The organism is Dactylosporangium maewongense (genome assembly GCF_039531485.1).
Classification (GTDB): domain Bacteria; phylum Actinomycetota; class Actinomycetes; order Mycobacteriales; family Micromonosporaceae; genus Dactylosporangium; species Dactylosporangium maewongense.
In genome coordinates this window covers 67875-94798 of the sequence record NZ_BAAAQD010000003.1, presented here as the reverse complement: position 1 = coordinate 94798, position 26924 = coordinate 67875, and the positions used below count along the sequence as shown (strand labels likewise).

Here is a 26924-nt window from a genome sequence, read left to right as displayed (position 1 = left end):
GCGTTGGCGTTGTGTGCGGTGATTCTGGGCGCGGGGTTCACGCCCGCGCTGCCGGCGTCCACTGTGGATCGGGGGGCGCCGCCCGTTGCGGGGGCCGTGCGGGTCGCCTCGGGGAACGCCGTACGTGCATCGTCTGCGGCGCTGCCCGCAGTCATCAGCTCGGCGCCTGAATTTCCGGCCGGGGTCGCGCCGGCTACTGGTACATCTGCTGTCGTCGCGGTGGTTCTCGACGCGTTCGCCGTGGGGGCTGTCGCTGGGCGGGCGCCGCCTCGCGCCTGGGTTTGAGACGTCCCCCTCTCGCCGCTCGATCCCCCCTCGAGGTGCATTCATGGACGCCGCTCTGCAGGACCTTGCTCACGGGATGCGCGAAGCGCTCGCGATCTGGGCCGCGCTGCTCGCCGCCGTCTTCGTCACGTTCGTTGTTCTGACCCTGCTGTCCAAGCGCCAGGAGGCCAAGGCCGGGCGGTCCGGGCGGCCGTCCTGGTGGGCCCGGCTGCGCAAGGCGATCCGGGACCCGGAGGCCGCCCGGGAGCGGCAGCTCGCCATGGAGCGCAAGAACGCCGAGCTTCAGGAGCTGCAGCGGTACAGCGATGAGGTCGCCGTCGCGGCGTCCCGGACCTCGGTGATGGCCGGGCGCCGGCGGGAGGAGTGGGAGGCCGCGCAGCGCACGCAGGAGGCGGCGTGGCGGGCTTACGAGGAGGCCGAGAAGGGGGTCCGGCGGCTGGAGCGGGCGCAGGCGTTCCCGCTCACCGAGGACGACCCGGACACCCGGCGGCAGCACATGGTCCGCATGGTCAACGCGGCGCACCAGCGGGGCGAGCTGTCCGCCGCGCACCTCGCCGACGCCCTCATGCACCGCAACGGCTGGGACCCGACGGAACACCCGTTCGCGCAGCAGCTGCGGATGCGCCGGATCATCCGGGACCGGCTGTTCCGCGCGTACCAGCAGGCCTCGACGCTCGAGCGGGAGGCCGCCGCGGCCGCCGACCTGGCGGCGTCGTCCAAGCGCAGCCTCGACGACGAGGCGTTCAGCGCGACGCTGCAGGTCCGCTCCGCACCGCGCCAGGCCTCGCTGCGCTCCTCTTCGGTGCGGTTTCAGCATTCGTGACCTTGGCCTCCGGCACGGGTGGGACGCTTCGTAACAGCGGCGTTACAACCTAGGGGGCGGTCATGGGCATCGAGCTGTCGATCATCGCGGGGCTCTGCTACGCCTCGTCCAGCGTCAACGCGACCGGCGCCGACCACCATCCGGTCACCGCCGAGGAGACGGAGCTCTTCGGCCTGTCCGGCGAGGCGCTCACGGAGGCCGTCACGGCGTGCCTCGGCGAGCGGCCCGATCTGGCGCAGCTCGACGGGTTCCTGCACCGCTCGCACGACTGGTCACCGGTCACCACGACCCTGGTCGTGCAGAGCGCCTCCGTCACCGGCGTCGGCTCCATGCCGGTCAGCGTCCCGCTGGCCGGCGCCGGCACCCGCCTGACCTGCACCGCCACGCACCTGTGGTCGCCGGTCGGCGGCGTCAGCCCGACGACGCCGGTCCGCTACGCGATCACGTTCCCCGCCGGCGCCGCCGGCCTCGACTACACCCACGACTGGGGCACCGGCACCGTCGAGTCCGCGAGCGTCGACCTGCCGCCGGGTGCCGCGGGCGACGAGCTGGTCGCGCTGCACATGGACCTCGGCGTCCGCGTCGTCTACGACGCCTACCTGTCCGGCGAGGTCGCCGTCCACTACCGCGACGGGCACCAGGGCCACCGGTACTGGGCCCTGGACATCGCCACCGTCATGGCCGCCGGCGGCCTGCTCAACGGCCGGCACTTCGCGGAGAACCTCAACATCCGCTACCACGCCAGCGCCCGCGTCGTGCACGCCGACGCCGACGGCCACCTGACCACCGTCGCCGGCCCCGGCATCCGCGCCGGCGCCGACCTGGCCCTGACCGGCGCCTGACCACCTGCCCGTCACCGGGTCCACCTGCCGCCACGCCGACGCCTGCCGGCGCCCGGCCGCGAACCGGCGGCATGCGGTGCCGCAAACCGAAAGCCAAACGCGCGCAAATCGAAAAGCAAACCGCCGCGGATCGAAAGTCTGGTGCTAGGGACGCCGTCCTGGAGAACCGTCGCGGCCAGGTCGTCGGCATCGAGGTGAAGGCCTCGTCCACGGTCAAGGCCGACGACTTCGGCGGGCTGCGCCGCCTCGGCGACAGGCTCGGCGACGACTTCATCGTCGGCGTCGTCCTCTACACCGGCACCGCGACCCTGCCCTTCGGCCCCAAGCTCCGCGCCGTCCCCGTCAGCGCGCTCTGGCAGGTGGGCTGAGCGACACGGGATGAGCCGTAGGTGAGCCGTAACACGTGAGCGGGGCCGGTCGGGGCGGTAGCCTGGCCGCCGTGGATCTGACCGTCATTCTCGGGCCGATGAAGAGTGGCAAGTCCCTCGAGCTGGTGAGCCTGCTGTCGCCGCTGCAGTTCACCGACGTGCGGCACCGGGTGTTCCAGAGCGCGCGGCACGTCCGTGACGCCGGGGTCGTGTCGCGCAGCGGGGCCGCCCTGGCGACCGTGAAGGCGAGCTCGCTCGCCTCGGCGCTGGACGGGGACGTGGACGTGGTCGGCATCGACGAGGTGCACATGTTCGCCATGTCGGACATGGCGGTCGTCCGGACGCTGCTGGAGCGCGGCACCAGGGTCGTCGCCGCCGGGATCGACCTGGATCACCGGGGCGAGCTGTTCGCGCCGGTGCGGGCGCTGCTGGAGCTGGGGCCCGCGTCGGTGACCTACCGGCGCGCCGTGTGCGACGTGTGCCGCGGCTTCAGCGCCGTCTACACGCAGGTCCTCGAGCACGGCGAGCCGATGCTGCGCGAGCTGGCCCCGTCGACCGCGCTGCCCGACGACGGCACGTACACGTACGAGGCCCGCTGCAGGACCTGCGTCGTCCTGCCGGCGACCGCGGCCCGGACCCTGCCCCGCCAGCAGGAGACCGCGGGCGTCACCGCGTAGCGCGCCGGCCGCCGCGGCCACGGAAGGCGGGCGCCCGCTGGCGAACTCCGGGCCGCAAGCCCGCCAGACCGCGCCAGGAGGTCGGCGCGGCAGGAGCCCGGAGGTCAGGCCGCGGCGGAGGCCAGGGCGAAGGACGGCTGCGCGACCGGGCGGCCGAAGTGGTAGCCCTGCGCGAAGCGGTAGCCGAGCCGGTACAGCTCCTGCGCCTGCTCCGCCGTCTCGACGCCCTCGGCGATGGCGTCGAGGTTGAGCCCGTCGCTGACGTTGATGAGCGCGGTCGCGATCACCGAGTGCCGGCCCGCCATCGTGATGTCGTCGACGAAGGACTTGTCGACCTTGAGGATGTCGACCGGGCAGGTCTGCAGCAGACCCAGCGACGAGTGGCCGGTGCCGAAGTCGTCGAGGGCGATCCGCACGCCCAGCTCGTGGACGGCGTCCAGGGCCTCGATCGCGCGCCCGCCACCGAAGACGGCCGTCTCCGTGACCTCGATCGCCAGCCGGTCCGCGGGGAAGCCGGTCGCCGCCAGCACCGCCGCGACCACCTCCGGGAAGTCGGGCTCGGCGAGCTGCCGGGCGGAGACGTTGACCGACACCTTGCCGGGCGCGGCGTCGCCGAGGGTGGCCATCCACGCCGCCCCCTGCGAGCAGGCCTCGAGCAGGATCCAGGCGCCGAGCTCGACGATCTGGCCGTTGCGCTCGGCGACGGGGATGAAGTCGGCGGGGCTCATGAAGCCGAGTGTCGGGTGGTGCCAGCGGATGAGCGCCTCCACGCCGACGATCTGCCCGTGCGGCAGCGCCACGATCGGCTGGTACACCAGCTGGAACTGCCCCTGGTCGAGCGCCTCGCGCAGCTGCGCGCCGAGCTGCGCGTGCGCCGCGGCCCGCTGGTCGAGCTCGGGCCGGAAGCGCTGCTGGCGGGTCTTGTCCTCCTTCGCGGCGTACATCGCGACGTCGGCACGGCGCAGCAGCTCGAAGGGGTCGCGGGTGCCCGCCGCGTCGGCGACGCCGATGCTCGCCTGCACGAGCAGGTGCTGGTCGCCGGCGAACACCGGCTCCTGCAGCGCGGTGGCGAGCTCGGTGACCATCGCGTCGGCGGCCACGGGGCCGGTGTCGGGCATGAGGACCGCGAACTCGTCGCCGCCGAGGCGGGCCACCACGTCGCTGGGGCGCAGGACCGTGCCGAGCCGCCTGCCGACGGCCACGAGCAGCTGGTCGCCGATGGCGTGGCCGAGGCCGTCGTTGATGCGCTTGAAGTCGTCGAGGTCGATGAACGCGACCTGCGGCACGGTGCCCGCGTCGAGCTCGTCGCGGATCAGCTCCTCCAGGAACCGCCGGTTGGGCAGCCCGGTCAGGTCGTCGCGCATGACCAGCTCGCTGAGCTGGTCGGCCTGATCCTGCACCTTGCCGACGAGGCCCGCGATGCGCACCAGCACCAGCAGGAACACCACGACCGCGACCGTGCCGATGGCGAGCCAGTCGATCCGCCCGCCGCCCGCCACGCCCTGCCCCAGCAGCAGGGCGGGTGCGACGAGCGAACTGACCGCGAGCACGGTGAGCCGGCGCCGGGACAGGGCGGTGTCGACGGCGTCGGACGGCTCGTCCATGACCCGCATCGACGGGTGCAGCGCGGCGGCGCCGAGGCAGACGTACGACATCAGCCAGCCGACCACGAGGACCCCGCCGGCAAGGATGTCGTAGGTCGACACCAGCGAGTAGGCGACGTCGGTGCAGAACATCAGCGTCATGCTGGCCGCCAGTAGCCAGAAGCTCGCCGTCTTCGTGGCACGGCCGGCGAGCATCCTGGCCAGCAGCACGAGCAGCAGCACGTCGGCGGCCGGGTATGCGAGGGAGATCAGCCGCTGCAGGAGCGACACGCCGGCGAGCTCGGCGACCGGCCGCATCACGAACACCCAGAAGAGCAGGCCGGTGCCGGCGGCGGCGATGCACGCGTCGATCAGCCCGGCGACGTCGCGGCCGTGCCGGCGCAGCAGCAGCCACAGGCCGGCGGCGAGCGGCGGGTACGCGCCGAGGTAGAACACGTCGGCGAGCGACGGGAACGGGCTGCGGTGCAGCACGTGCTGGTAGATGGCCCAGGTGACGTCGCCGAGGACCAAGGTGGCGAGGCCGCCGGCGAACCAGAACCACAGCGCCCGCCGGGGCGGCCGGTTGCGCCGCACCCCGAGCAGCACCATGGTGACCGAGAAGAGCCCGACGACCTCGAAGCCGAAGTCGGCGGCGTAGGTGCCGTCAGGCAGCAGCGGGCAGGCGACCGCGGCCAGGCCGCCGATCAGCAGCCAGGCAAGCCAGAGCGGCCTGGCCCCCCGAGTCTCCACGCGTTGGTTATCGGCAGGGTCGCCGCGGCGGTTGAGGCCTCTGGCAGATAATACGTATTATCCTCTTGTGCTGAGCGCCGGGCTTTCCTCAGACTCGGTCGCATGTCACCTGTTAACCGCCGCCAGGTGCTGGCCGGTGCCGCCGGATTCGCCGGAGCACTCGCCATCCCCAGCATCGCGTCCGCCGCCGCCCCGGCCGGATTCCCCACCTACAAGTACCTCGGCCAGCCGCTCCCGGCGAACCTGGCCTACAACCCGACCGGGGAACTCATCTTCCCCTGCATCCGCGGGATGTACGACAAGATCAGCGGCGCCCGCGGCCGCTACTACCTCTACTACGCCCCGCACGACGCGCCCGGCGGGATCTGCCTCGCCTACGGCAACTCCCTCGCGGGCCCGTTCACCGAGTACCCGGCGAACCCGATCATCAGCCGGACCTGGTCGCCGCACTACTCGGTCAGTCACGTGTCGTCGCCGCACGTCGTGTGGAACGCCTCGACCAGGCAGTTCTTCATGTACTACCACGGCGAGAACACCACGACCCGGCTCGCCATCTCCAGCGACGGGATCAACTTCACCTACTACGGCACCGTGCTGACCACCGCGATGGTGCCCGGCACCACGGAGACCACCTACGCGCGGGTCTTCGAGCACCGCATCGCCGCGCTCGGCAACAAGTACGTCATGGTCTTCATGGGCCTCAAGAGCGGCCGGCGGATCTTCTGGGGCTGGTCGGCCGACGGCAAGTCGTGGCAGTTCGACCCCAACCCGCTCGTGTCGCCCGCCGCCGACGGGCAGACCGACCTGAGCGGCCCGCACCTGCTGTACCGCAACAACACCACGTACGTCGTCTACCACGGCTCGTCGGGCGACATGTTCCTCACCGAGGTCGGCAACAACTTCGACAAGGAGGTCCACCTCGGCGTCTTCCATGCCGCGCTGTCCGGAGCGCCGGACAACAACCGCTCCGCGGCGCCGTCGTTCGGCACCGACGGCGGCGTGCAGTACATGTTCTACGAGGCGGGCCAGCGCTCCGGCACGAAGATAGCGGTGGCCCGCGCCGTCTGATACAAACCGGGCATGCTTGCCTGGGGCGTCGATTTCACGACCGCTGAGTTACGGACCGGGGTCCGGCAGACCGACGGGTTCACGTGTGGACCCACCGTCGCCATGGTGGCGTCGGCGCTGCTGGACCCCCAGTACGCGGATGGCGTCGCCGACTACGGCGCCGAGCAGCACCGCATCCACGAGGCCGCCAACCGGATCTGGCCCCGCAAGCTGGGGACGACCCCGTGGGGCGTCGCCGCGACGATCTCCAGGCACACCGCGGAGCTGGGCACGCGGTACGGGTGGCGGCGATTCCGCGGCCGCAACGACCGCCTGAGCGACGTGACCGCCGCCGTCGACACCGGCTGGCCCGTCGCCATGCTGGTCGGCCAGGGCGTGCCCCGGCACTGGGTGCTCATCACCGCCCACCCGCAGGAGACGGTGCTGCGCTGCTTCGAGCCGGGCTCCGGCCAGGTCCGCGAGGTGACGCTGGAGGAGATCCAGCAGCACAGGATCCCGCGGCTGGGTTTCCCGCGGGCCTACGCGCTGGTCCTGCCTACTGGCTGAGCTGCTGGCCGAGTCTGGCCCGCACCTTCTCCTTGGTGCGCTCCGGCAGCTCGTCCGCGGCGAGCAGCCGGGGCAGCAGTGCGGGCTCGGCGGTCAGCGCCCGGAACGCCAGCCCGATCGTCACGTCGTGCCCGGGGGAGTGCACGACCTCGATCGGGTCGCCGGCGCGGATCGTGCCGGGCCGCAGCACGCGCAGGTACGCGCCGGGCTCGGCCTGGTCGGTGAAGCGCTTGATCCAGCCCTTCTCGTCGAGCCAGCCGGCGAACGTGCGGCACGGGATGCGCGGCGACGCCACCTCCAGCAGCACCTCGCCGCCGATCCGCCAGCGCTCACCGATCCGCGCGCCGGTGACGTCCAGGCCGGACGTCGTCAGGTTCTCCCCGAAGACGCCGCCGGTCAGCTCCCGGCCGAGCTCCCGCTCCCACCGGTCGAGGTCCTCCCGCGCGTACGCGTAGACCGCCTTGTCCGGTCCGCCGTGCACGCGCAGGTCGCACACCACGTCACCGGCGATCCCGGTCGGCGCGGTGCCTTCCGGGCCGGGCACCAGCACGAGGACCGCACCCTCGACGGGGCGCTTGTCGATGCCGGTCACCGGCTCGGTCGAGTGGTCGGTCGGGGTGGGGGTGCCGGCGTTGACGGAGATCAGGTAGGCCACGGTCAGACGCTAGCGCCCGCCTGCACGGATCGCTTCGACAGCCCCATGAAGTAGCCGTCGATCACGGTGGTGGCCGGCGCGTCGGGCCGGTCGGCGGCGCCGAGCGTCACGAACAGCGGCGTGTAGTGCTCGACCGTCGGGTGGGCGAACGGCATGCCGGGCGCGAGGCTGGCATACCTGGTCAGCGTGTCGAGGTCGCCCTTGGCGAGGGCCTCGGCGGCCCAGGCGTCGAAGTCGGCGGACCAGCCGGGCGTCCCGCCGGTGCCGAGCCAGTGCTCGCGGCGCAGGAACGGCAGGCCGTGCGTCATGAACCCGGACCCGATGATCAGCACGCCCTCCTCGCGCAGCGAGCGCAGCCGGCGGCCGAGCTCCAGGAGCCGGTCCGGGTCGTGCGTCGGCAGGCTGAGCTGCAGCACGGGGACGTCGCCCAGCGGGTACATCACCATCAGCGGCACCCAGGCGCCGTGGTCGAGGCCGCGGCTGCGGTGCTCGTGCACCGGCTCCGAGTCGGGCATCGCGGCGGCGACCCGCCGGGCGAGGTCGGACGCGTCCGGGGTCGCGTACTGCAACTGGTAGAAGTGCGGCGCGAACCCGCCGAAGTCGTAGACCAGTGGCGTGCCCGCGGCAGTGCCGGACACGCTCAGCGGGGCGGACTCCCAGTGGGCGCTGACGATCAGGATGGCCTTCGGCTTGGGCAGGCCGGCGGCCCAGTCGAACAGCTCCCGCATCCACGGGCCGTCCTCCAGCAGCGGCGGGGCGCCGTGGCTCAGGTAGATGCTCGGCAGCGCGCCGTCGTCGGGTGTCCAGGCGCGCTGGTCCCGGCTGGCCGGGATCGCGGTGGCAAGATGCCGGTCCAGCTCGGGCAGCGTACTCATACGTCGAATGTAGCAAGTAGTTGAGCGCTCAACAAGATGTGCGTCAGGGTGTGATGGCGGTCTCCGCTGCTCTCAGTAGGGCCTCGGCGACCGCTGGGGTCTCCTCGGCGCCGTACACGAGCAGCAGTTGCCGCTCGGGGCCGCCGCGACCGTCGGTGGCGGTGGCGTGCTCCACCACGACGCGGGCGGTGGTCAGCTGGTCGCCGTCGGCGACGTCCATCTCGGCGATGCCGATGTCGACCTGCCGGACGAAGAGTTCCTCCATGGCATGAAGGTTGCCGTCGCCGGTGCGGGCCGGGCGTCGCCTGCGGGAGGTGAGTCTGTGGGGCCGCTCGACGAGCTTCGATCGAGCGGGCGGGCGGGTCGCCGCCCGGCGGCCTTCGAGAGAGGTCAGGCGGGCCGGTCGCCGCTCAGTGGTGGGCCCTGGCGAGGGTGGTGACCAGTATGGCGGCCTCGTGCAGGTGGGACTGCTCGGCGGCGGTCACGCCCGGGTCGGCGCCGCGGCGGCGGACCGCGGCCTCCAGCTGCGACAGCGGGTTGTCCTTCGTGCACGACAGGAACACGTCGAGGAACACCTCGGCCCGCTCCGCGAACTCGTGCCCAGGCTCGATCGCCACCTGGGCGAGGATCAGGGCGCTCATCGCCACGTCGAGCTCCGGCGGGCCCTCGGTGCTGTTGCGCCAGTCGATGACGACCGGCCCGCCCTCGGTCATCACCACGTTCTCCGGGTGGAGGTCGAGGTGCAGGATCCGGGTGCCCGGGTCCTTCGCGGTCCGCACGCGCACCTTGTGGAGCCGGTCGAGCAGGTCGGCGAGCACCGTGCCGCCGTCGCGGAGGTCGAGGGACCCGTCGGCGAGCGCCTGCAGCATTGTCGGGCCGTCGAGCCGCTCCAGGATCAGGTCGGCGCCGGTCGCCTCGTACACGCGAGGAACCGGAAAGCCGTGATCCTTGACATATTCCATGACGGCGGCCTCGGCGGTCACGTCGCCGCCCTGCCGGTAGCGACGCAGCACCCGCCGCTCGTCGATGGCGTAGACGTCCGCGTCGCGACCGCTCGCCAGGAGTGCCGTCATGCACCCACCCTACTGGTTGCTCCTTACATCGCGGTTTCCGTGCCCGTTCACAACCAGCCGTTCTCCTCGGCGAGCCGGACGGCCTCGGCACGCGTGCGGGCGCCGGTCTTGCCGATCGCCGCCGACAGATGGTTGCGCACGGTGCCCTCCGAGAGCCCGAGCTGCCCGGCGACGTCCGCGGCCGTGCCGCCCTCGCGGGCCGCCCGGAGCACGTCGGCCTCGCGCGGGGTCAGCGGGCTGTCGCCGCTGGCGAGGGTCTCCGCCGCCAGCGCCGGGTCCACCACCCGCAGCCCCGAGGCGATGCGCCGCACGGCGTCGGCGAGCTGCCTGGCCGGCGTGTCCTTGACGACGAACCCGGACGCCCCGGCGGCCATCGCCCGCCGCAGGTACCCCGGCCGTCCGAACGTCGTCACCATCAGCACCTTGCAGCCGGGCATCGCCTTGCGCAGCGCGGCGGCGGCCGCGATCCCGTCGATGCCGGGCATCTCCACGTCGAGCAGCGCCACGTCGGGCCGGTGCTCCCTGGCCGCGGCGACCACCTCGTCGCCGCGCCCGACCTCCGCCACGACGGAGAGGTCGGGCTCGAGGTCGAGCAGCGCGGCGAGCGCCCCGCGGACGAGCGCCTGGTCGTCGGCGATCAGCAGCCGTATCGGCGTCGGACTCACGGCAGGGATGCTGCCAGATCAGGGGCGGCGGGCCGGTGGAGGGACGGCGCCCTCACCCAGAGTCAGGTGATCTGAATCACATCGATGGCGGATGGGTCAGCCGGCGAGGCGGGTGATGGTCCGGACGGCGGCGGTGGTGACCTTCGCGGCGAACTCCAGGTCGAGGCGGTCCAGGGTGTCGGTGGCCGCGTGGTAGTCGAGGTTGCGGTATTCGGCGGTGTCGGTGACCAGCAGCGAGCGGCGGCCCGAGTTCCAGTAGGGCACGTGGTCGCTGCGCAGCACGACCTCCATCGCCTCGGTGGGCATGACCAGGGGAAACGTCGGCAGGTGCGGCGCGGCGGCGGAGGCGAACGCGTCGGCGAGGCCGGCCGAGGCGGGGTTGGCGATGAGGGCGATGAAGTCGCCGACCGTCGGCGGGTCGAGCAGGAACGACGGCGAGGACTGGGTCGGTGACGTGCGGCCGATCATCTCGAAGATGATCGACTCGGTGTCGGGGGTGATCTGGCGGACGTGGGCGGTGCTGCCCTTGAAGCCGTCCTCCTCGCCGCCGAAGAGGCAGAAGCGGATCGTGCGCGCCGGCAGGTCCAGGTCGCGCAGGGCGCGGGCGGCCTCCAGGACGCCGGCGACGCCGCTGGCGTTGTCGTCGGCGCCGGGGGTGGTGTCGACGGTGTCCCAGTGCGCGGCGAGCTCGACGGCGTCGTCGGAGGTGCCGCCCTCGATCTCGGCGACAAGGTTCACGTCGTGCAGTTCGCCGCCGTACCGCTCGACCCGCACGACGAGGCCGAGCCCGCTCAGCTCATCGGTGATGTACCGCAGCGCGGCGGGCACCCCGGGCAGGTCGCCGCAGCGCGGTCCGTGGGCGACGAGCGCGGCGACGTGGTCGCGGAGACGGTCGGCGGAGATCATGTGCATCAGGATATGGAACAGCCCCCGAGGTTCCTGCGCTGACTGCGCGCGGGCCGGCTGGACTGACACCGGAAAGCCTCGGGGGCTGGGAAACTGTCTCGTATTCGCCGTGCCGCCATCCGGGCGGCCGCACGAAATGCGAGTCCAGAGGACGGCGGCTAGCGGACAGTCACCTCACGAGTCCCATTGCTACACAACGTTGGACCACCTCCTTTCCCGTGTACGACCAACCTAGCCACGGCCGCCGAGCGGCTGCAACGGTTTTTCGGGAGCAAGGTGGGTGCCTTCGGCCTCGAGCCGCTTGATCAGGCGCCGGACGATGATCAGGGGCACGATGCCGAACACGCCGAACGAGATGTCGATCACGGTCCACCAGCCGGGGATGCCGCGGACCGGGCCGGCGAACAGGGCGAGGGGCACCACGCCGACGCAGGCGATCATGCCGAACTCGATGACCCAGATGTTGCGGACCGGGTCGCGCAGCGGACCCCAGAAGGCGACCGCGATCACCAGGTGCGCGAAGGCCAGCCAGTCCGTGCCGTACATGATGAACGGATAGCGGTCGTTGGTCTCGGTGATGCCCTGATCCACCCGCTGGATCCAGGCGACGAGGGCGTCGGGCGCGGCGTCGAACCGGTCGAGCACCGACCGCAGCCAGTGCACCTCGTGCTCGAGCGGGAAGGCGGTCACCCCGCTGGCGATCAGGCCGGTCAGGAACAGCACGAGCCAGATGCGGATCTTCCGCCGCGTGGTCATGGCCGCAGCGTAGGCCGCTCCTCCGGGACGGGAGAGCCCTCGTCACGAGATCTGCACAACACGGCCACGCCGGCTCCCGACGGGGGGCGGGAGCCGGCGTGACCGGAGGGGTTCAGTACCCGCCGTTGCCGCTGTCCCCGGTGACGGCTTGGGCCTTCTTCCCCTCGGGCGTGAAGGCGAACCACACGCCGCCCACGCCCTGGCCCTTGGTCTCGCCGACCTTCGCGTCACCGGCGAACCGGTACGCGGGCCAGCCGTTGATGGTGAGCTGCAGCGCGCCGTCGGCGCGGGTGACCTTGCCGATCAGCTTCTGGTCGACACCCTCGATCTTCATGTTCTCGGCGTACGGCACGTACGGCCACTTGGCCAGGCAGTCCGCCTCGCAGGTGGACTTCGACGGCTTCGGGGTGTCCTTCTCGAAGCGGTACAGCGTCCAGCCCTTCCAGTCGGTCACCACCTTGCCGAGCGTGGCGTCGTCGCGGACCTTGACACCGGCCACGGTGGCGGCGGCCGTCGTCGCGGCGGCGGTACCGGCGGCCGCCGGCGTCCCGTTGCCGGTCTCCGCGGCGGCGGGAGCCTCGGCGCCCGTGGCGGCCTGGTCCTGCTTGGTCAGGTCGATCGAGTCGCAGGCGGTGAGCGACAGGGCGGCCGCGGCGGCCACCGCGAGGGTGAGGATCATCTTGCGCATGTCGGCGTCTCCTTGTTCGCAGCGTTGCCCAGTGACACGGGGGCGGCGCGCGGCGGGTTCGGAGTCCGGCGGTCGGCTGCCTGACAGCTACGCTTCGGGGGTTCGGGGGTTGGCTCGCGGCGGCGGCCGGAGCGCAGCGGAGGTGATGACGTGAGTGAACCGATCGACCCGGCGGTGATCGACTTCGCGCATCAGATGTTCGACCTGGCCCGTGCGGGTGCGGCGGACGAGCTCGCGGCGAATGTCGACGCCGGGCTGCCGGTGAACCTGACCAACGACAAGGGTGACACGCTGCTGATGCTCGCCGCGTACCACAACCACCCGGCGACGGTCGCGGCCCTGCTGGCCCGCGGCGCCGACACCGGCCGGGCCAACGACCGCGGGCAGACCGCGCTCGCCGCCGCCGTGTTCCGCCGGTCCGAGGAGTCCGTGCGGGCGCTGCTGGACGCCGGCGCGGACCCGGCCGCGGGCGGGCCGTCGGCGCTGGACACGGCCCGGTTCTTCGACCTGCCCGAGATGCTGACGCTGCTGGAGCGTGCCCGATGAGAGATGTCCAGATCCGTGGCGACATGATCCGGCTGGGTCAGTTCCTGAAGCTCGCCGACGTGCTGGAGACCGGAGGGGAGGGCAAGGACCTCATCGCCTACGGCGAGGTCACCGTCAACGGCGAGGTCGACACCCGGCGCGGCCGCCAGCTGCACCGCGGCGACGTCGTGCACACCCTCGGCGAGTCGTTCCGGGTCGCCTAGCGCCCGAACAGCGCGTTGGCGAAGGCGACCGAGCGGGCGGCGAAGTGGCCCTGGCCGCCGTCGTGGCCGTCCCACTCGTAGAGCTCCAGCTCCTTGGGGCCGGTGAGCGCGTTGTACGCCGCGAACACCGTCGACGGCGGGCACGTCAGGTCCATCAGCGCCGCCGACAGGAGGGCCGGTGCGGTGATCCGCGCGGCGAAGTGCACGCCGTCCACGTGGTCGACGGTGGCGAGGGCCTGCGCGGCGCGGGCGGGGTTGAGCCGGCAGAAGGCGGCGAACTCGGCGTACGGCGCCCGGTCGGTGATCGTCACGGCGCGGCGGATGTCACACAGGAAGGGCACGCCGGCGATGACGCCCGCGACGTCGCTCAGGCCGGCCGCGGCCAGCGCCAGCCCGCCGCCCTGGCTGATCCCGCTGACCAGCACGTCGGACGCGAAGGGCAGCGCCCTGGCGGTCTCGACGGCCCGGACCGCGTCAGTGATCAGGCGCCGGTAGTAGTACGTGTGCGGGTCGAGGACGCCGCGGGTGAGGAAGCCGGGCGCCTGCGGGCCGGACCCGTCCGGGTCGGGGGTGTCGCCGGACCGCCAGCCGCCGCCCTGCCCGCGGGTGTCCATCACCAGGTGCGCGTAGCCGGCGGCGGACCAGAGCAGCCAGTCGTGGGGGAAGCCCCGGCCTCCGCCGTACCCGATGAACTCCACGACCACCGGAAGGGGTCCGGTCGCTCCGGCGGGGCGGCTCAGCCAGGCCTTGACCGGTTGACCGCCGAATCCCGTGAACGTCACATCGGTGGTGTCGACCGCCCGCAGGCCCGTGTCGGCCGGCGTGAGCACCGCGGGGGCGGCCAGCCGGCGCGCCTCGTCGAGGGTCTCGGCCCAGAACGCGTCGAAGCCGGCGGGCTCGGGGGTCGCTGCGCGGTACTGCCGCAGCTCGGCGAGGGGAAGGTCGAAGAGCGCCATGTCCGGGACCCTATTACCAGGAACTTCCCAGCGCGATTACGGGTGCGACTCAGGTCCGGCCCGCATATTTGTTCATGTGACCGGCGCCGGACAAAACCGGAAGCCTCCCTGGATGGTCCACCCGGCGCACGGTCACGCCAAACGTTCCACATCATGTTGCCGCGGCTGGGGTGGTCAGCGGGGGGCAACGGTGATGCGATCGAGGTCGGGACACCATCTGCCGGTGGTGTTACCGGCCTCGATCGTGTTCTGGCCCGTTTCGAGCCGGACGGTCAGTGTGACGGTCGCGACCCGGTCCCAGCCGCCGCTGGCGGGGAACCGGACCTGCTGCCAGTTGCCGCGGCCGGTGCGCAGCCAGCAGGAGCGGTCCTCGGTCGACAGGTAGGCGACGGTGACGGTGGCCTCGCCGGGCCGTTCGGCGGTGACCCCGGTGAACGTGAGCACCCGGTTGTTGCCGACCCCGGTGACCGCCCGCCCGCCAGAGGCCGACGACACCTCGCGCACCGTCATCTGGCTGGGCCTGCGGTTCGCGGCGGCCTCCGCTTCGACCGTCGTCGCCGCTGTACCGGCGGCGCTCGGGCTCCCGCTCGCGCTCGGCGCCGGCGGCTGGAGGGAGGCCGACGGGGTCGTCGACGGTTTCGGCGACGAGGACGGTGACGCGCTGTGGCTCGCCTTCGCGCTGGGGGACGCGGCGGCGGCCGTCGTCTGTGCGGCGGCGCTGCCCGGCTCGACGGGCACGACCGGGCCCGGCGGCTCGATCGTCGCCTGTGCCTCCGGCCGGTCGCCGCCGCCGGCCATGACCCGCAGCAGCAGCGCGACCAGCGCGAGCAGCACGAGCACCGCCGCGAACACGAACCGTGGCTGACCGCCGATGCCTGCCCGGCGCCGTCCCGTGTACGCCGGCGGCCCCAGCTCGATCATGCCCGGCACGCTATCGGTTCGGCCGCGGCGCTACCAGTCGGCGTCGGGAGGCCGACCGGTACACATGCGTCCTCGATGGACGTCAGGCGCGGCTCTACCAGTCGGCGGCTGGGGCGACCGGTACACACGCGTCCTCGATGGAGGTCAGGCGTGGGGCTACCAGTCGGCGTCCGGGGGCCGGCCGGCGGCGACCGGTACACACGCGGAAACGGCGTCCTCGATGGACGTCAGGTGCGGCAGACCGGCCGGCGCGGGGTCCCAGCCCGGTCCGGCCACCGCGAACCGGGTGGCCGGGAACCTCGCCGCGAGGGCGAGCAGCATGGCCGGGTCGGCGGTGCCCGGCTGCTGCGACCAGACGATCGCGGTGCCGGGCACCGTGCGGTGGACCGCGGCCCGCAGCGCGCTCCACGGCACCTCCGCGCCCAGCAGGAACGTGCCGATCCGGCGCTCGAACAGCGCCGCGGCCAGCGCGCGCAGCGGCAGCGAGTGCGCCTCGCGGGGCGCGCACGCCAGCAGGACGTGGTTGGTCCTGATGTCGTCGTGCCGCGGCGCGCTGACCAGGTCCAGGCCGTGCGCGACGCCCTGGCTGAGGGCGTGCTCGACGGCGACGTCGCCGGTCACGTGGTGCAGCGCCGGGACGCACACCCTGGTCCAGACCTCGGCCACGCCGTGGTCGTCCATCAGCTCCCGGACGGTGCGCGCGACCGTGCCGGTGTCGAGCGACCGGGCCGCCTCCAGTAGCCGTTGCATACCCTTCTGTTCGTCGCGGCGGCCCCGCTTGGATGCGCTCTCATGCGGATTGCCTGCGCACGAGCGTGGTCGGCAGCACCGGCGACGGCTCCGGGTTGTCGGCGTTCATCAGCGCCAGCAGCTGCCGCGCCGCGGCCGCGCCGATCTCCTCGACCGGCTGCTTGATCGTGGTGAGCGGCGGCTGCGTGAACGCCGCGAGGGGCAGGTCGTCGAAGCCGATGACGGCGACGTCCTCCGGCACCCGGCGGCCGGCCTGGCGCAGCGCGTGCAGCGCCCCGACGGCCATCAGGTCCGACGCGGCGAACACCGCGTCGAGGGTGGGCCGGTGGTCGAGCAGCCTGGTCATGGCGTGGACGCCGGCCGGCCTGGTGAAGTCGCCGTACGCGATCGGCCCCGGCTCCAGGCCGGCCCGCTCCAGGCCTTCGCGGAATCCGGCGAGCCGGTCGACGCCGGCGGACACGTCCGGCGGCCCGGCGATCGTGACGATCCGCTTCCGCCCGGTGCGCGCCAGGTGCTCCACGGCCTGCCGGGCGCCGCCCTTGTTGTCGGCGTCGACGTACGGCAGCGTGCTGGTCTGCAGCGGGCGGCCGATGAGCGTGACCGGCACGCCGAGCGCGGGCAGCGTCACGACCAGGGGGTGGCTGCTGCGGCAGTAGATCAGCAGGACCCCGTCGATGTGGCCGCTGCTGAGGTACCGCTGCAGCGACGCCGGTCGTTCGCCTGCGGCGAGCAGCATGGGCATGTCGCGCTCGGCGAACGCGGCACTGGCGCCCGCGAGCACGCGGGAGTAGAACGGATCGGCGAACAGTCGTGCGTTGGGCTCGCAGACCACGGCGGCGACCGAGCGGGGGCGGCGGTCGACGGCGCGGGCGGCGCGCTGCCTGACGTAGCCGAGCCGGTCGACGGCGTCACGGACCTGCTGTCGTGCGGTGGGGCTGACTCGGGCGGAGCCGTTGAGCACGCGGGAGGCGGTGGCGGAAGAAACACCGGCAAGCGCGGCGACATGGGCGAGGGTGGGGTGTTCGGCAGCGGCGGTAATCGACATCGCGACCTCCTCGGATAGCAAGGCGTCGATTTTGGGAGCGCTTCCATGCCGAGCGTCGTACACGGTTTCCGCACTGTCAACACGAGATTGCCGCCAGGTTTCACTACCGGGGTTTCGACTGTAAATTTCACCGGGTTTTCACGCGCGGACGACCGGGGTGCTCCTCGGGGCGTCGCGGGGGGTTCTGGCGTGACCTGCGTGGATCTCCTAGCCTGCTTGGCATCAACCCCCCCTCAGTCAGGAGATCTGCGATGCGTGACTGGATCGCCGTCATCATTGCCGTCCTGGGCGTCCTGCTGGTCCTTGCGGGCGCGACCCTGATTCTGCTCCGTGCGCTGCCCGCTCGTCCTGCCCCCGCTCCCGCTGCCGGTCCGTCTCCTTCCGTCCTGTCTTCGGATGGATCGGACACTTCGGATTTGTCGCCCGCGGTGCCGGTCGGTGCCCGGATCTCGAGTGCCTGGAAGGAGCCGACCGCGGCGGACCGGCTGATCTTCTGGGGCGTCATCCTGCTGGTGCTCGCGGCCATCGCGGCCGGCGCGATCACGTTCAACCTCGGCGCGGCGGGTGGCGCCACGCCTGCCACCCGCTAGGTCTTGTGCCCCCAGCGATTTTGTGTCGGACCGGGAGACTATTCTGCCTCCGAGGTGACGTGTTGATCGCGCCGTCGATCGTCAGGCCACCTCGCGGAGCTGGCTCGCCAGCGGGTTCAACAGCCTCAGGAGGCCTTTCGTGACCACCGTTGCACCAAAGCCGATCGTCACCAGGCCTTGGCCGGTGCACAAGCCGGTCAAGGGCTCGGCGTTCGCTCGGCTGTTGCGCACGACGGACGCCAAGCAGATCGGCTTGATGTACCTGACCACGTCGTTCGTGTTCTTCATGATCGGCGGGTTCATGGCGCTGCTGATGCGCGCCGAGCTGGCCCGGCCGGGGCTGCAGTTCCTCTCCCCGGAGCAGTACAACCAGCTGTTCACGATGCACGGCACGATCATGCTGCTGTTCTTCGCGACGCCGATCGTGTTCGCCTTCGCGAACTACATCACGCCGCTGCAGATCGGCGCGCCCGACGTCTCGTTCCCGCGGCTCAACTCGTTCGCCTACTGGCTCTACGCGTTCGGTGGGTCGATCACGCTGATCGGCTTCATCACGCCGGGCGGCGCCGCGGACTTCGGCTGGTTCGCCTACGCGCCGCTCAACAGCATCATCCACTCGCCCGGCGTCGGTGCCGACCTGTGGATCGTCGGCCTGGTCCTCTCCGGCCTCGGCACCATCCTCGGCGCCGTCAACATGATCACGACGATCCTGACGCTGCGCGCGCCCGGCATGACCATGTTCCGCATGCCGATGTTCACGTGGAACATCCTGGTCACCAGCGTCCTGGTCATCATGGTCTTCCCGATCCTGGCCGCCGCGCTGCTCGCCCTGGAGGCCGACCGCCGCCTCGGTGCCCACGTCTACGACGCGGAGACCGGCGGCGCGATGCTCTGGCAGCACCTGTTCTGGTTCTTCGGCCACCCCGAGGTCTACATCGTGGCGCTGCCGTTCTTCGGCATCATCACGGAGGTCATCCCGGTCTTCAGCCGCAAGCCCGTCTTCGGCTACAAGGGCCTCGTCGGCGCGACCATCTCGATCGGTGCCCTGTCGATGAGCGTGTGGGCCCACCACATGTTCGCGACCGGCCAGGTGCTCATGCCGTTCTTCTCGTTCCTGAGCTTCGTCATCGCCGTCCCGACCGGCATGAAGTTCTTCAACTGGATCGGCACCATGTGGCGGGGCCAGATCACCTTCGAGACACCGATGCTCTTCGCCATCGGCTTCCTGGTGACCTTCCTCTTCGGTGGCCTCTCCGGCGTTCTGCTCGCGAGTCCGCCGATCGACTTCCACGTCTCCGACACGTACTTCGTGGTCGCCCACTTCCACTACGTGCTCTTCGGCACCATCGTGTTCGCCGTCTACGCCGGCGTCTACTTCTGGTTCCCGAAGATGACCGGCCGGATGCTCGACGACCGCCTCGGCAAGGTGCACTTCTGGCTCACCACGATCGGCTTCCACACCACGTTCCTGGTGCAGCACTGGCTCGGCACGCAGGGCATGCCCCGCCGCTACGCCGACTACCTCGAGACCGACGGCTTCACCACCCTCAACACGGTCTCGACCATCGGCTCCTTCATCACCGGCCTCTCCACGCTGCCCTTCCTCTGGAACGTGTGGAAGTCCTACAAGACCGGCCGCGTCGTCGAGGTCAACGACCCGTGGGGCCACGGCATGTCCCTCGAGTGGGCCACCTCCTGCCCGCCCCCGCTGCGCAACTTCGACAGCATGCCGCGCATCCGCTCGGAGCGCCCGGCCTTCGACGCCCGCTTCCCGGCCCACGCCCCAGGCCACTCCCTGGACGCCCCACCCACCGGCGGCGCCCGCCCCCTCAGCCACGAGGCCGACGGCGGCGCCACCTATGAGGAACAGCACTGACGCGCGTTCCTTCCTAGCTCCACCAGGACGCAGCCCTGGCCCGCCCCGCCTCCTCCCGGAGGCCCCGCGGCCGGGGCTGCTCCCTTTCCACCTCCAACCGACCGCTTCTCGCCTCGCGCTGCTTCTCGCCTCGCGCTGCTTCTCGCCTCGCGCTGCTTCTCGCCTCGCGCTGCTTCTCGCCTCGCGCTGCTTCTCGCCTCGCGCCGTGCCGCTTTCTGCCTCGCGCCACGCCACGTCGCTTCCCGCCCCGGTGCCTGCGCGCCGGCTTCCGCACTGTTCCGCCCGCCACTGATTCGTGCGGCCCGCCGGCTCCCACCCCACCCTTCCCCGCTCCGCCCGCCGGTGCCTGCGCCGCGCCGACTCCCGCCCCGCTCCGCCTGCGCTGGTTCCTGAGCCGCGCTGGCTCCTAACCGGCCTGGCTCCCGCCCGCTCCGGCTCCCATCCGCTCCGGCTCCCATCCCGCTCCGGCTCCAATCCCGTGCCCGCCGCGCTGGTTCCTGCGCCGGCTCCTGCCCCGCACTGGCTCCCGTCCCGGGCCGCCCGCACGTCGCGCCATGTCTCACCAGGTTTGCGCTTCGCCTGCTTCCGCTCTGGACCGGCTTCCACTCGGCTCGGCCTCTGCACTGGTTCCTTGCGCCGCACTGGTTCCTGGGCTGCGGCGCACCAGCTTGCGCTTCGCGGTGGTCCGCTCCGCTTCGCGGTGGTGTCGGTTTCTGCTCCGGGCTGGCTTCCGCTCCGCTTTGCCGGTGCCGGTCCCCGAGTCGTGCCGTGCGGGTTCTTGGTCTGCCTCATGCCTGCTTGCACTTCGCGTGATGTCCGCTCCGCTTCGCGGTGGTGTCGGCTTCCGGGCCAGGCCGGCTCCGCTCCACTTGGGCCGGTCCCCGAGCCGGCTTGCGCGCTGCGGCGGTGCCCGCTCCGCTTTGGTGGCGTTCGCTCACGCCAACTCCGGCTCCCGCGCTGCCCGGCTTCTGCGCTGCCCGGCTTCTGCGCTGCCCGGCTTCCGCGCTGCCCGGCTCCCGCGCTGCCCGGCTCCCGCGCTGCCCGGCTCCTGCGCCGCGCTGTCAGCGGCGGTTGCATGTGCCTCCTGGCGGTGGCGGGTTCCAGTGCCAAGGACCGGGTGCGCGCATCGATGACACATGCTGGCCTCCGCGCCGGTTCCTGGGTCGGCCCTGGCTTTCGAGCCGCCTCAGGTCCCGAGCTGGCCTGCGCTCTGCGGTGGCGTTCGCGCCGCTTCGGTGCCTGCTCGCGTCGACTTCGGCCTCCGTGCAGCCTGGCTACTGCGCCGTGGTGGCTCCTGCTTCGCGCTGTCATCGGCGGTGTACGGGCTCCCTGATGGCGGGCGGGTTCCAGGGCAAGGGGTCAGTTCGCGCGTCGACGACAGGCACCGGCTTCCGCGCAGGCTCCTGATCCGGCGCTGGCTCCGAGCCGCGCCAGCTCTCGAGCCGGCGTCCGCTCTGCGGTGGTGTTCGCGCTGCTTCGGTGCCGGCTCACGTCGACTTCGGCTTCCGTGCAGCCTGGCTGCTGTCGACGGCGGCTGAAAGTGACCCCTGGCCGTGGGCGGGTTCCGGGCCAGAGGGCGGTTTCACGCGTCAACGACGTGCACCGCTTCCGCGTCGCTCCGCGCTGGATCCTGCTCCGAGGCGGCTTGGGCTCTGTGGTGTCCGCTTCGCTTCGGCTCACGCTTCGTGGTGCTTCGGCTTCGTGCCGCTATGTCGGCGGGTGCTCCGTGGCGGTGTCTGGGTGAGGGAGTCCGAGAGCTCCACTCGCGATTGCGCTGGGGGCCTGCTGTGTCGTCCTGTGTCGCTGGGGTCGTGGGCGATGGGATGTGGACCGGCCGGTGTCATCTCTCGATCACGGCGGCGTCGTGGGGTCGATCGGTGGGACGGCGGACAGGGCGCCGCTCGAGTGTGGGGTGGTGGGACGGCCGCGTGGGGGTCGGCGCCGGGCGGGGCGGTTCGAGTCTTGGCGGGACTCAGGCAGCCGTCGAGCGCTTGGGGGAGCCGTGATCAGTGATCGAGGGGTGGTTCGGGTTGTCATGGTGACCGGACGTATCAGTCGATCACGGGGCGGCGGGGAGTCGTCCTACCATTCCGTAGCGGGACGGTTGCCGTGGGTGGGTGACGGGGCGTAGTGAACGGTGGGCGGGGTGAGGCGCTGCGGGAAGGGGGCTGCGGAGCGCTCAGCAGGCCGCTGCGGGGCGTAAACCGGCGACCGCAGAGGCAGGGGAGGAGGCAGCGCGGACCTTGGACGTGCGGGGTCCAAGGTCCGGGTCGCGTTGCCCTGGTGGTGTCAGGCGGGCTGGGTGACGCCGCGCTCGCGGGGCTGGGGAAGCCGGCCGGAGACAGTGCCCGGCGGGATCGGGACCCCGAGGATGTCGCTGACCCCGACCACCGCGAACAGCCGCGCGATGAACGGGTTTGGTCGGCGAATGTGCAGCTTGACGCCCATGCTGTGGCAGATGCGCTTGGCGACCACGAGGGTGCCGATGCCGGTGGAGTCGAGGAACGTGACGCCGGCGAGGTCGATGACGAGCGTGTCGATGTTGCCGTCGAGCACTGAACTCACCGCTGTGCGAAGCTCCTGAGCGGTCTCATAGTCGATTTCGCCGCTCAAGGTCAGCAGTGCTTCGCGCTGATCCGAGGGGCGAGTTTCGATCGACAACTTCACGTGACCCTCCTGGTGCTGAGTCGTCCACCATGGACGACCCTTCGAGGTCCCGCAAGCGTAGCGAAGTCTTCCCTGTTTCGCCACGCTCCGTGTAGGTGGTCCTTACGTTGTGAGGTGAGAATTCTTCACGTCGGGTGCGGAACCGCTTGCCGGGATGACGGTACACGTCGGTTGTTACACGGCAAGTCCAGTCGTGTGCCATCCACCGGATGGTCAGCTTGCCGATACGACCGGTTCACCCACAAGGGTCACCCCAGCGGTGCGCAGCTCAGCAAGGGCGGCGTCCACCGTGGGCCGGGCGACGCCCGCGGTGAGGTCCAGCAGCACAGATGTAACAAAGCCTTCGCGTTTCGCATCGATGGCAGTCGCTCGCACGCAGTGGTCGGTGGCGATGCCGACCACGTCGACCTCGGAGACCGATCGGGCGCGGAGCCAGGACGCGAGGTCGACGCCGGACGATGATCCCTGGAAGCCGGAGTACGCCGCCGAGTACTCGCCCTTGGTGAACACGGCCTCGACGCGGGACACGTCCAGTGACGGGTGGAAGTCGACGCCGCCGGTGCCGACCACGCAGTGCACGGGCCACGTCGACACGTAGTCCGGCGGGTCGCCGAAGTGCCCGGCGGGGCTGATGTGGTGGTCCTGGGTGGCCACCACGTGGTCCCAGGCGCCGCCGGCCACGGCGGCGGAGATCGCGGCCGCGACGCCGGCGCCGCCGCCGACGGCGAGCGAGCCGCCCTCGCAGAAGTCGTTCTGCACGTCAACGATGATCAAGGCGCGAGTCACAGGGAGCCCCCAAGCATCTGGACGGGAACCGCCGGGTCGCCGGCGGACAGCTTCAGCCCCTCCCAGGGGATCGAGATGAGGCACTGGCGCAGGTGCTCGCGGGAGGCGGCGAGGTCGGGCAGGTCGGGCACCAGCTCGCCGCCGCGGACGAAGGCCCGCTGCAGGAGCCGGTCGTTGGGTTCGGCGGTGGGCGTGCCCATCGACACGACGACCTCCTCGGTCGCGGTGCCGGTCGGCTTGTGCCGGCGGACGGCGGTCTTGCGGCCGCCGACCGTGCCCTTGTTCTCCGAGCGCTTGACCACCGGGCGGCCGTCGACCTCGACCAGCTTGTAGACCAGGCCGGCGGTCGGGGCGCCGGAGCCGACGACGACGGCCGTGCCCGCGCCGTACGCGTCGACGGGCTCTGCCGCGAGGGCTGCGATCGCATACTCGTCGAGGTCGCCGGAGACGATGATCTGGGTCTCGGTCGCGCCGAGGGAGTCCAGGAGCGCGCGGGAGTGCGCGGCGAGGACGGACAGGTCGCCGGAGTCGATGCGCACGGCCCGCAGGTCGGGGCCCGCGACCTCGATGGCGTTGCGGATGCCCTGGGCGATGTCGTACGTGTCGACGAGCAGCGTCGTCTGCTTGCCGAGCGTCGCGACCTGGGAGGCGAACGCGGCCTGCTCGGTGTCGTGCAGCAGCGTGAAGGCGTGCGCGGCGGTGCCGGTCGTCGGGATGCCGTAGCGCCGGCCGGCCTCGAGGTTGGAGGTGTACGCGAACCCGGCCAGATAAGCGGCTCGCGCCGCGGCCACCGCGGCCTCCTCGTGCGTGCGCCGGGAGCCCATCTCGATCACGGAGCGGCCGCGGGCGGCGGTGACCATGCGGGCGGCGCCGGCCGCGATCGCGCTGTCGTGGTTGAGGACCGACAGGATCAGCGTCTCCAGCACGACGCACTCGGCGAACGTGCCGCTGACCGTGAGGATCGGCGAGCCGGGGAAGAACAGCTCGCCCTCGGCATAGCCGTCGATGTCGCCGGTGAACCGGTAGGCCGCCAGCCACTCGGCGGTGTCGGCGGAGACGATCCCGCGGGACTGCAGGAACTCGACGTCGGCGGGGTCGAAGCGGAAGTCCTGCACGTGGGCGAGCAGGCGCCCGATGCCGGCCACGACACCGTACCGCCGCCCGGTCGGGAGGCGGCGGGCGAACACCTCGAAGACGCAGCGGCGCGACGCGGTCCCGTCGCGCAGCGCCGCCGACAGCATCGTCAGCTCGTAGTGGTCGGTCAGCAGCGCGCTTGTCGTCACGCCACCAAGACTATTCACTCCTCGGGTGGCAGCGAGCGCAGGGCGGCGGCCAGTTCTGCGCGCCCCGTCACACCGAGCTTGGCGTAGACGCGCATGAGGTGGTTGTCGACGGTGCGGGAGGACAGGTACAGCTGGTCCGCGATCTCCTTCGACGGCACACCGGCGGCGGCGAGCCGGGCGATCTGCCGCTCGCGGCCGGTGAGCATGGGCTGCGGCACGACCAGCGCCGGCGTGGCCGCGGACGGGCAGAGGACCCGCAGCTCGGCGAGGCGCTGCGCGGCCCGTGGCGTCTGCGGCGACCGGATGCTCCGCAGCAGGGTGACCGCACCGGCGGCGGCCTCCGCGGCGTACAGGTTGAGCTCCTGGTCGGCGAACTCCTCGGCGACCGCGAGGAGGCTGCCGCCGTCCTCGCCGGCCATCGCCCGCACGTGCCAGGCCATCGAGGGGGCGATGCGGCCCTCGACGGTGTGCGACAGCGCGTCGAGCCGGTCGGTGACCTCGCGGGCGAAGCCGAGCCGGCCCAGGTGGTACAGCGCGGACATCTCGTGCGCGGCGAACCCGTCGCCGCGGGTGCGGGCCGCGAGCAGCCGCAGGACCTCGGCGGCGGTCGGCACGTCACCGGAGGCGACCGCGACCCACGCCCTGGCCTCCTCGAGCCACGGGTACAGCACCTCCATCGAGCGGTAGTGCGACGCCTCGGCGATCGCGAACGCCTCCGCGGCGCCGGCCGCGTCCCCGGTGAGGGCGGCGACGTGCGCCCGCTCGGCGTGGGCGAGCGCGACGAAGACCTTGCCGGTGGCCAGGGCCGCGCAGGCCTGCGACGCGGCCCGGGCCGCCTCGGTGAGCCGGCCGCGGAGGCGGGCCGCCTGGGCGCGGACGATCTGCAGGTAGCCGGAGCCCATGTTGAAGTTGCCGGCGTCGGCCATGCCGGCGAACTCGGCGGCGACGATCGCGTCGACGGCCTCCAGGTCGGCGGCGAGGATCATGGCGGTGCCGCGGGAGAGCTCGATGCCGAGCTGGAAGTACGGCAGCTCGACCCGCCACTGCGCCGCCTCGGCGTCGACCGCCGCGAGGGCCTTGACGGTCTGCACCGGTGTGCCGCGCATGGCCTGCAGCTGGGCCATGTTGCTGCGGGCGAGGGCCCGCGGGCCGGGGGCGCTGGCCGCGCTGTCGAGGACCTGGCGGGCGAGGGTGAGCGCCTGGGCGTTGTCGCCCCGGTGCAGCCGCATCGTCGACTCCACGGCCAGCACCAGGGAGCGTTCGCGCAGGTCGCTCAGCTCGTGCGCCTTGCGGTCGATGTCGTCGACGGTGTCCGGGTCGCCGAGACCCCACTGGGCGGTGATGTGCCGGATGGCGAGCCACCGGCTGCGCTGGGACTCCTCGACGGTCTGGTCCTGGTTGGCGTCGAGGATCGCGACGGCTTCCTCGGGCATGTTGACGAACATCAGGATCGTCGCGAGGGTCTCTGCGGCGTCGAACCCGCCGCCGGCCGCGAGGGCGGCCTTGCCCAGCCGCATCGCCAGGGCCATGTCATAGGTGGCGAACGCGAGCCGACACGCCATGAGCAGCTGCTGGGGGTCGCGGGCGGTGTCGCTGTCCAGCCGCCAGACGGCGACGCGGAGCAGGTCGTCGCGGCGCCGGGCGCCGCTGTCCTCCACCAGGCCGGCCAGGTCGGCGAGCAGCCGGCGGACCCGGGTCACGGGGCAGCGGCGGCGCACGACCTCGCCGTACAGGGGATGCGCGAGGCGGACCGTGGTGCGGCGGTCCTCGACGACGACGCGGATCAGCTGCCGCTCCTCGGCGGTCTCCACGGTGTTCAGGTCGGTGGCGTTGACCAGCAGCGGCAGCCCGATCGGCTCGCCGAACGCGACCAGCTCCAGCACCGCCCGCTCCTGCGGGGTGAGCTTGCCGATGCGGGCGTCCACCACCTCGGTCAGCGTGGGGGCGAGGTCGACCTTGCCCGTCCAGCGCTGCATCCCGTAGCTCTCGATGATCTCGCCGCTGGCGTGCGCGGCGATGACCAGCTCGCGCAGCAGCAGCGCGTTGCCCTGCGACAGCTGCTGGAGCCGGTCGACGGAGGCCGAGTCGACCGGGCCGCCGAGCACCTGCTGGAGCAGGTCGGAGGTCTCCTGCAGGGTCAGCGGGGTCAGCTCGATCCGCTCGACCAGGTCGTCCTTCCACAGGGCGCTGATCGGGTCGTGCACGGGCTCGCCGGTGCGCACGGTGCCGATCACCGTCGCGTTCTCGGACCTGGCGACGTAGTACACGAGCGCGGCCGACAACGGGTCGAGCAGGTGGGCGTCGTCGATGGCGACGACGATCGGCCGGCCGGCCGCCTGCCGGTGCAGCGCGTCGACGGCCCAGCGGAGCAGGCCGGCCGGCGAGCCGCCAGAGGGCTGGTCCGGTGGCAGCACCTGGGCCAGGCCGCCCAGCGGTAGGCCCGCCGTCGCCGCGTTGGCGGTCGCCGTCCAGACGGCGAGTCTGTCCTGGTCGAGGGCGTTGACACCCTCGCGCAGCAATCGGCTCTTGCCGATGCCTGGCGGGCCGCCCAGAATTAGTCCGCGACCGGTTGAGCCGGTGGCTGCCTCGGCGAGGCGGACCAGTTCAGCGTTTCGACCGACAAAGCTCCAGGGGGGCACCGTCGCAGCATATCGATAGGTCGATTACTGCGCGTACCCGCCGATGTTTGAACTTGAGTAGTGCGTTTGGTCTCAGTTGAGTAGCTCGAGTACTGCCTCCGT

Annotated in this window: 26 protein-coding genes and 1 pseudogene; 10 read left to right on the top strand and 17 right to left on the bottom strand. The window is 71.9% G+C overall.

Annotation, left to right across the window (positions count from 1 at the left end; translation table 11 throughout):
• Positions 1-328 precede the first annotated feature (328 nt).
• The 4 genes and pseudogenes from ABD332_RS10175 (at position 329) to ABD332_RS10160 (ending at position 2995) form a co-directional block, all read left to right on the top strand.
• The gene (locus tag ABD332_RS10175) at positions 329-1108 is read left to right on the top strand and encodes a hypothetical protein (protein WP_344501558.1); all 780 of its coding nucleotides are present in this window, start codon (positions 329-331) and stop codon (positions 1106-1108) included.
• Positions 1109-1170: 62 nt separating this feature from the next.
• Entirely contained in the window at positions 1171-1950 is a 780-nt protein-coding gene (locus tag ABD332_RS10170) for a hypothetical protein (protein WP_344501557.1), read from the top strand.
• A 146-nt stretch (positions 1951-2096) separates the two neighbouring features.
• Positions 2097-2318, top strand: a pseudogene (locus ABD332_RS10165) (hypothetical protein); the annotation flags it as partial.
• Between the two features lie 71 nt (positions 2319-2389).
• Positions 2390-2995, top strand: coding sequence for a thymidine kinase (locus tag ABD332_RS10160; protein WP_344501556.1), 606 nt, complete (start codon positions 2390-2392; stop codon positions 2993-2995).
• 104 nt (positions 2996-3099) lie between these two features.
• Here ABD332_RS10160 and ABD332_RS10155 read toward each other — a convergent pair whose 3' ends face one another.
• The gene (locus tag ABD332_RS10155; protein ID WP_344501555.1) at positions 3100-5328 is read right to left on the bottom strand and encodes a putative bifunctional diguanylate cyclase/phosphodiesterase; all 2229 of its coding nucleotides are present in this window, start codon (positions 5326-5328) and stop codon (positions 3100-3102) included.
• 102 nt (positions 5329-5430) lie between these two features.
• Between ABD332_RS10155 and ABD332_RS10150 the strand changes: the two genes are divergently transcribed.
• Both ABD332_RS10150 and ABD332_RS10145 read left to right on the top strand, forming a co-directional pair.
• Positions 5431-6396: a glycoside hydrolase family protein gene (locus ABD332_RS10150; protein WP_344501554.1), complete on the top strand. Its 966-nt coding sequence runs from the start codon at positions 5431-5433 to the stop codon at positions 6394-6396.
• Between the two features lie 12 nt (positions 6397-6408).
• Positions 6409-6942 (top strand): hypothetical protein, encoded by a 534-nt coding sequence (locus ABD332_RS10145; protein WP_344501553.1) that lies wholly within the window; start codon positions 6409-6411, stop codon positions 6940-6942.
• On the opposite strand, the gene ABD332_RS10140 is transcribed toward ABD332_RS10145, so the two are convergent.
• The 8 genes from ABD332_RS10140 to ABD332_RS10105 all read right to left on the bottom strand — a co-directional run bounded on the left by ABD332_RS10140 (position 6932) and on the right by ABD332_RS10105 (position 12560).
• Positions 6932-7588, bottom strand: a complete 657-nt coding sequence (locus ABD332_RS10140) for an MOSC domain-containing protein (protein WP_425552184.1) — start codon at positions 7586-7588, stop codon at positions 6932-6934. The two genes, ABD332_RS10145 and ABD332_RS10140, sit on opposite strands and share 11 nt — an antisense overlap.
• 11 nt (positions 7589-7599) lie before the next feature.
• Positions 7600-8472, bottom strand: coding sequence for a dioxygenase family protein (locus ABD332_RS10135; RefSeq protein WP_344501551.1), 873 nt, complete (start codon positions 8470-8472; stop codon positions 7600-7602).
• 43 nt (positions 8473-8515) lie between these two features.
• Positions 8516-8737, bottom strand: a complete 222-nt coding sequence (locus tag ABD332_RS10130; RefSeq protein ID WP_344501550.1) for a hypothetical protein — start codon at positions 8735-8737, stop codon at positions 8516-8518.
• Positions 8738-8882: 145 nt separating this feature from the next.
• On the bottom strand, positions 8883-9545 hold the full coding sequence (locus ABD332_RS10125) for a phosphotransferase (protein WP_344501549.1): 663 nt from the start codon (positions 9543-9545) through the stop codon (positions 8883-8885).
• A gap of 47 nt (positions 9546-9592) precedes the next feature.
• Positions 9593-10210: a response regulator transcription factor gene (locus tag ABD332_RS10120; protein WP_344501548.1), complete on the bottom strand. Its 618-nt coding sequence runs from the start codon at positions 10208-10210 to the stop codon at positions 9593-9595.
• Between the two features lie 96 nt (positions 10211-10306).
• Positions 10307-11116, bottom strand: a complete 810-nt coding sequence (locus ABD332_RS10115) for a M20/M25/M40 family metallo-hydrolase (protein ID WP_344501547.1) — start codon at positions 11114-11116, stop codon at positions 10307-10309.
• Positions 11117-11347: 231 nt separating this feature from the next.
• On the bottom strand, positions 11348-11872 hold the full coding sequence (locus tag ABD332_RS10110; protein WP_344501546.1) for a hypothetical protein: 525 nt from the start codon (positions 11870-11872) through the stop codon (positions 11348-11350).
• 112 nt (positions 11873-11984) lie between these two features.
• Positions 11985-12560, bottom strand: a complete 576-nt coding sequence (locus ABD332_RS10105; RefSeq protein WP_344501545.1) for a hypothetical protein — start codon at positions 12558-12560, stop codon at positions 11985-11987.
• Between the two features lie 195 nt (positions 12561-12755).
• On the opposite strand from ABD332_RS10105, the gene ABD332_RS10100 reads away from it, so the two are divergent.
• Together ABD332_RS10100 and ABD332_RS10095 are read left to right on the top strand one after the other, a co-directional pair.
• The gene (locus tag ABD332_RS10100; RefSeq protein WP_344501903.1) at positions 12756-13106 is read left to right on the top strand and encodes an ankyrin repeat domain-containing protein; all 351 of its coding nucleotides are present in this window, start codon (positions 12756-12758) and stop codon (positions 13104-13106) included.
• Entirely contained in the window at positions 13103-13309 is a 207-nt protein-coding gene (locus tag ABD332_RS10095; RefSeq protein ID WP_344501544.1) for an RNA-binding S4 domain-containing protein, read from the top strand. Before ABD332_RS10100 ends, ABD332_RS10095 begins: the two co-directional genes overlap by 4 nt.
• On the opposite strand, the gene ABD332_RS10090 is transcribed toward ABD332_RS10095, so the two are convergent.
• The 4 genes from ABD332_RS10090 to ABD332_RS10075 form a co-directional block, all read right to left on the bottom strand.
• The gene (locus ABD332_RS10090) at positions 13306-14265 is read right to left on the bottom strand and encodes an acetylxylan esterase (protein WP_344501543.1); all 960 of its coding nucleotides are present in this window, start codon (positions 14263-14265) and stop codon (positions 13306-13308) included. The two genes, ABD332_RS10095 and ABD332_RS10090, sit on opposite strands and share 4 nt — an antisense overlap.
• Before the next feature lie 174 nt (positions 14266-14439).
• Positions 14440-15186, bottom strand: a complete 747-nt coding sequence (locus tag ABD332_RS10085) for a carbohydrate-binding protein (protein WP_344501542.1) — start codon at positions 15184-15186, stop codon at positions 14440-14442.
• A gap of 156 nt (positions 15187-15342) precedes the next feature.
• Complete coding sequence (locus ABD332_RS10080; protein ID WP_344501541.1) at positions 15343-15936, bottom strand: transcriptional regulator; 594 nt, start codon at positions 15934-15936, stop codon at positions 15343-15345.
• A gap of 40 nt (positions 15937-15976) precedes the next feature.
• Positions 15977-16981 (bottom strand): LacI family DNA-binding transcriptional regulator, encoded by a 1005-nt coding sequence (locus ABD332_RS10075; protein WP_344501540.1) that lies wholly within the window; start codon positions 16979-16981, stop codon positions 15977-15979.
• 251 nt (positions 16982-17232) lie between these two features.
• Here ABD332_RS10075 and ABD332_RS10070 point away from each other — a divergent pair, with 251 nt between their 5' ends.
• Positions 17233-17571 carry a hypothetical protein gene (locus tag ABD332_RS10070; RefSeq protein WP_344501539.1) on the top strand — a complete coding sequence of 113 codons (339 nt, stop codon included), beginning with the start codon at positions 17233-17235 and terminating at the stop codon, positions 17569-17571.
• Between the two features lie 139 nt (positions 17572-17710).
• On the top strand, positions 17711-19447 hold the full coding sequence (gene ctaD / locus ABD332_RS10065) for an aa3-type cytochrome oxidase subunit I (RefSeq protein WP_344501538.1): 1737 nt from the start codon (positions 17711-17713) through the stop codon (positions 19445-19447).
• A 2289-nt stretch (positions 19448-21736) separates the two neighbouring features.
• Here the strand turns inward: ctaD and ABD332_RS10060 are convergent.
• From ABD332_RS10060 to ABD332_RS10045, 4 genes are all read right to left on the bottom strand, one after another.
• Complete coding sequence (locus ABD332_RS10060) at positions 21737-22114, bottom strand: STAS domain-containing protein (protein ID WP_344501537.1); 378 nt, start codon at positions 22112-22114, stop codon at positions 21737-21739.
• Between the two features lie 213 nt (positions 22115-22327).
• On the bottom strand, positions 22328-22900 hold the full coding sequence (locus ABD332_RS10055; protein WP_344501536.1) for an isochorismatase family protein: 573 nt from the start codon (positions 22898-22900) through the stop codon (positions 22328-22330).
• Complete coding sequence (locus tag ABD332_RS10050; protein ID WP_425552166.1) at positions 22897-24183, bottom strand: nicotinate phosphoribosyltransferase; 1287 nt, start codon at positions 24181-24183, stop codon at positions 22897-22899. Before ABD332_RS10050 ends, ABD332_RS10055 begins: the two co-directional genes overlap by 4 nt.
• A 14-nt stretch (positions 24184-24197) precedes the next feature.
• Positions 24198-26822, bottom strand: coding sequence for a LuxR C-terminal-related transcriptional regulator (locus ABD332_RS10045; protein WP_344501534.1), 2625 nt, complete (start codon positions 26820-26822; stop codon positions 24198-24200).
• Positions 26823-26924 lie beyond the last annotated feature (102 nt).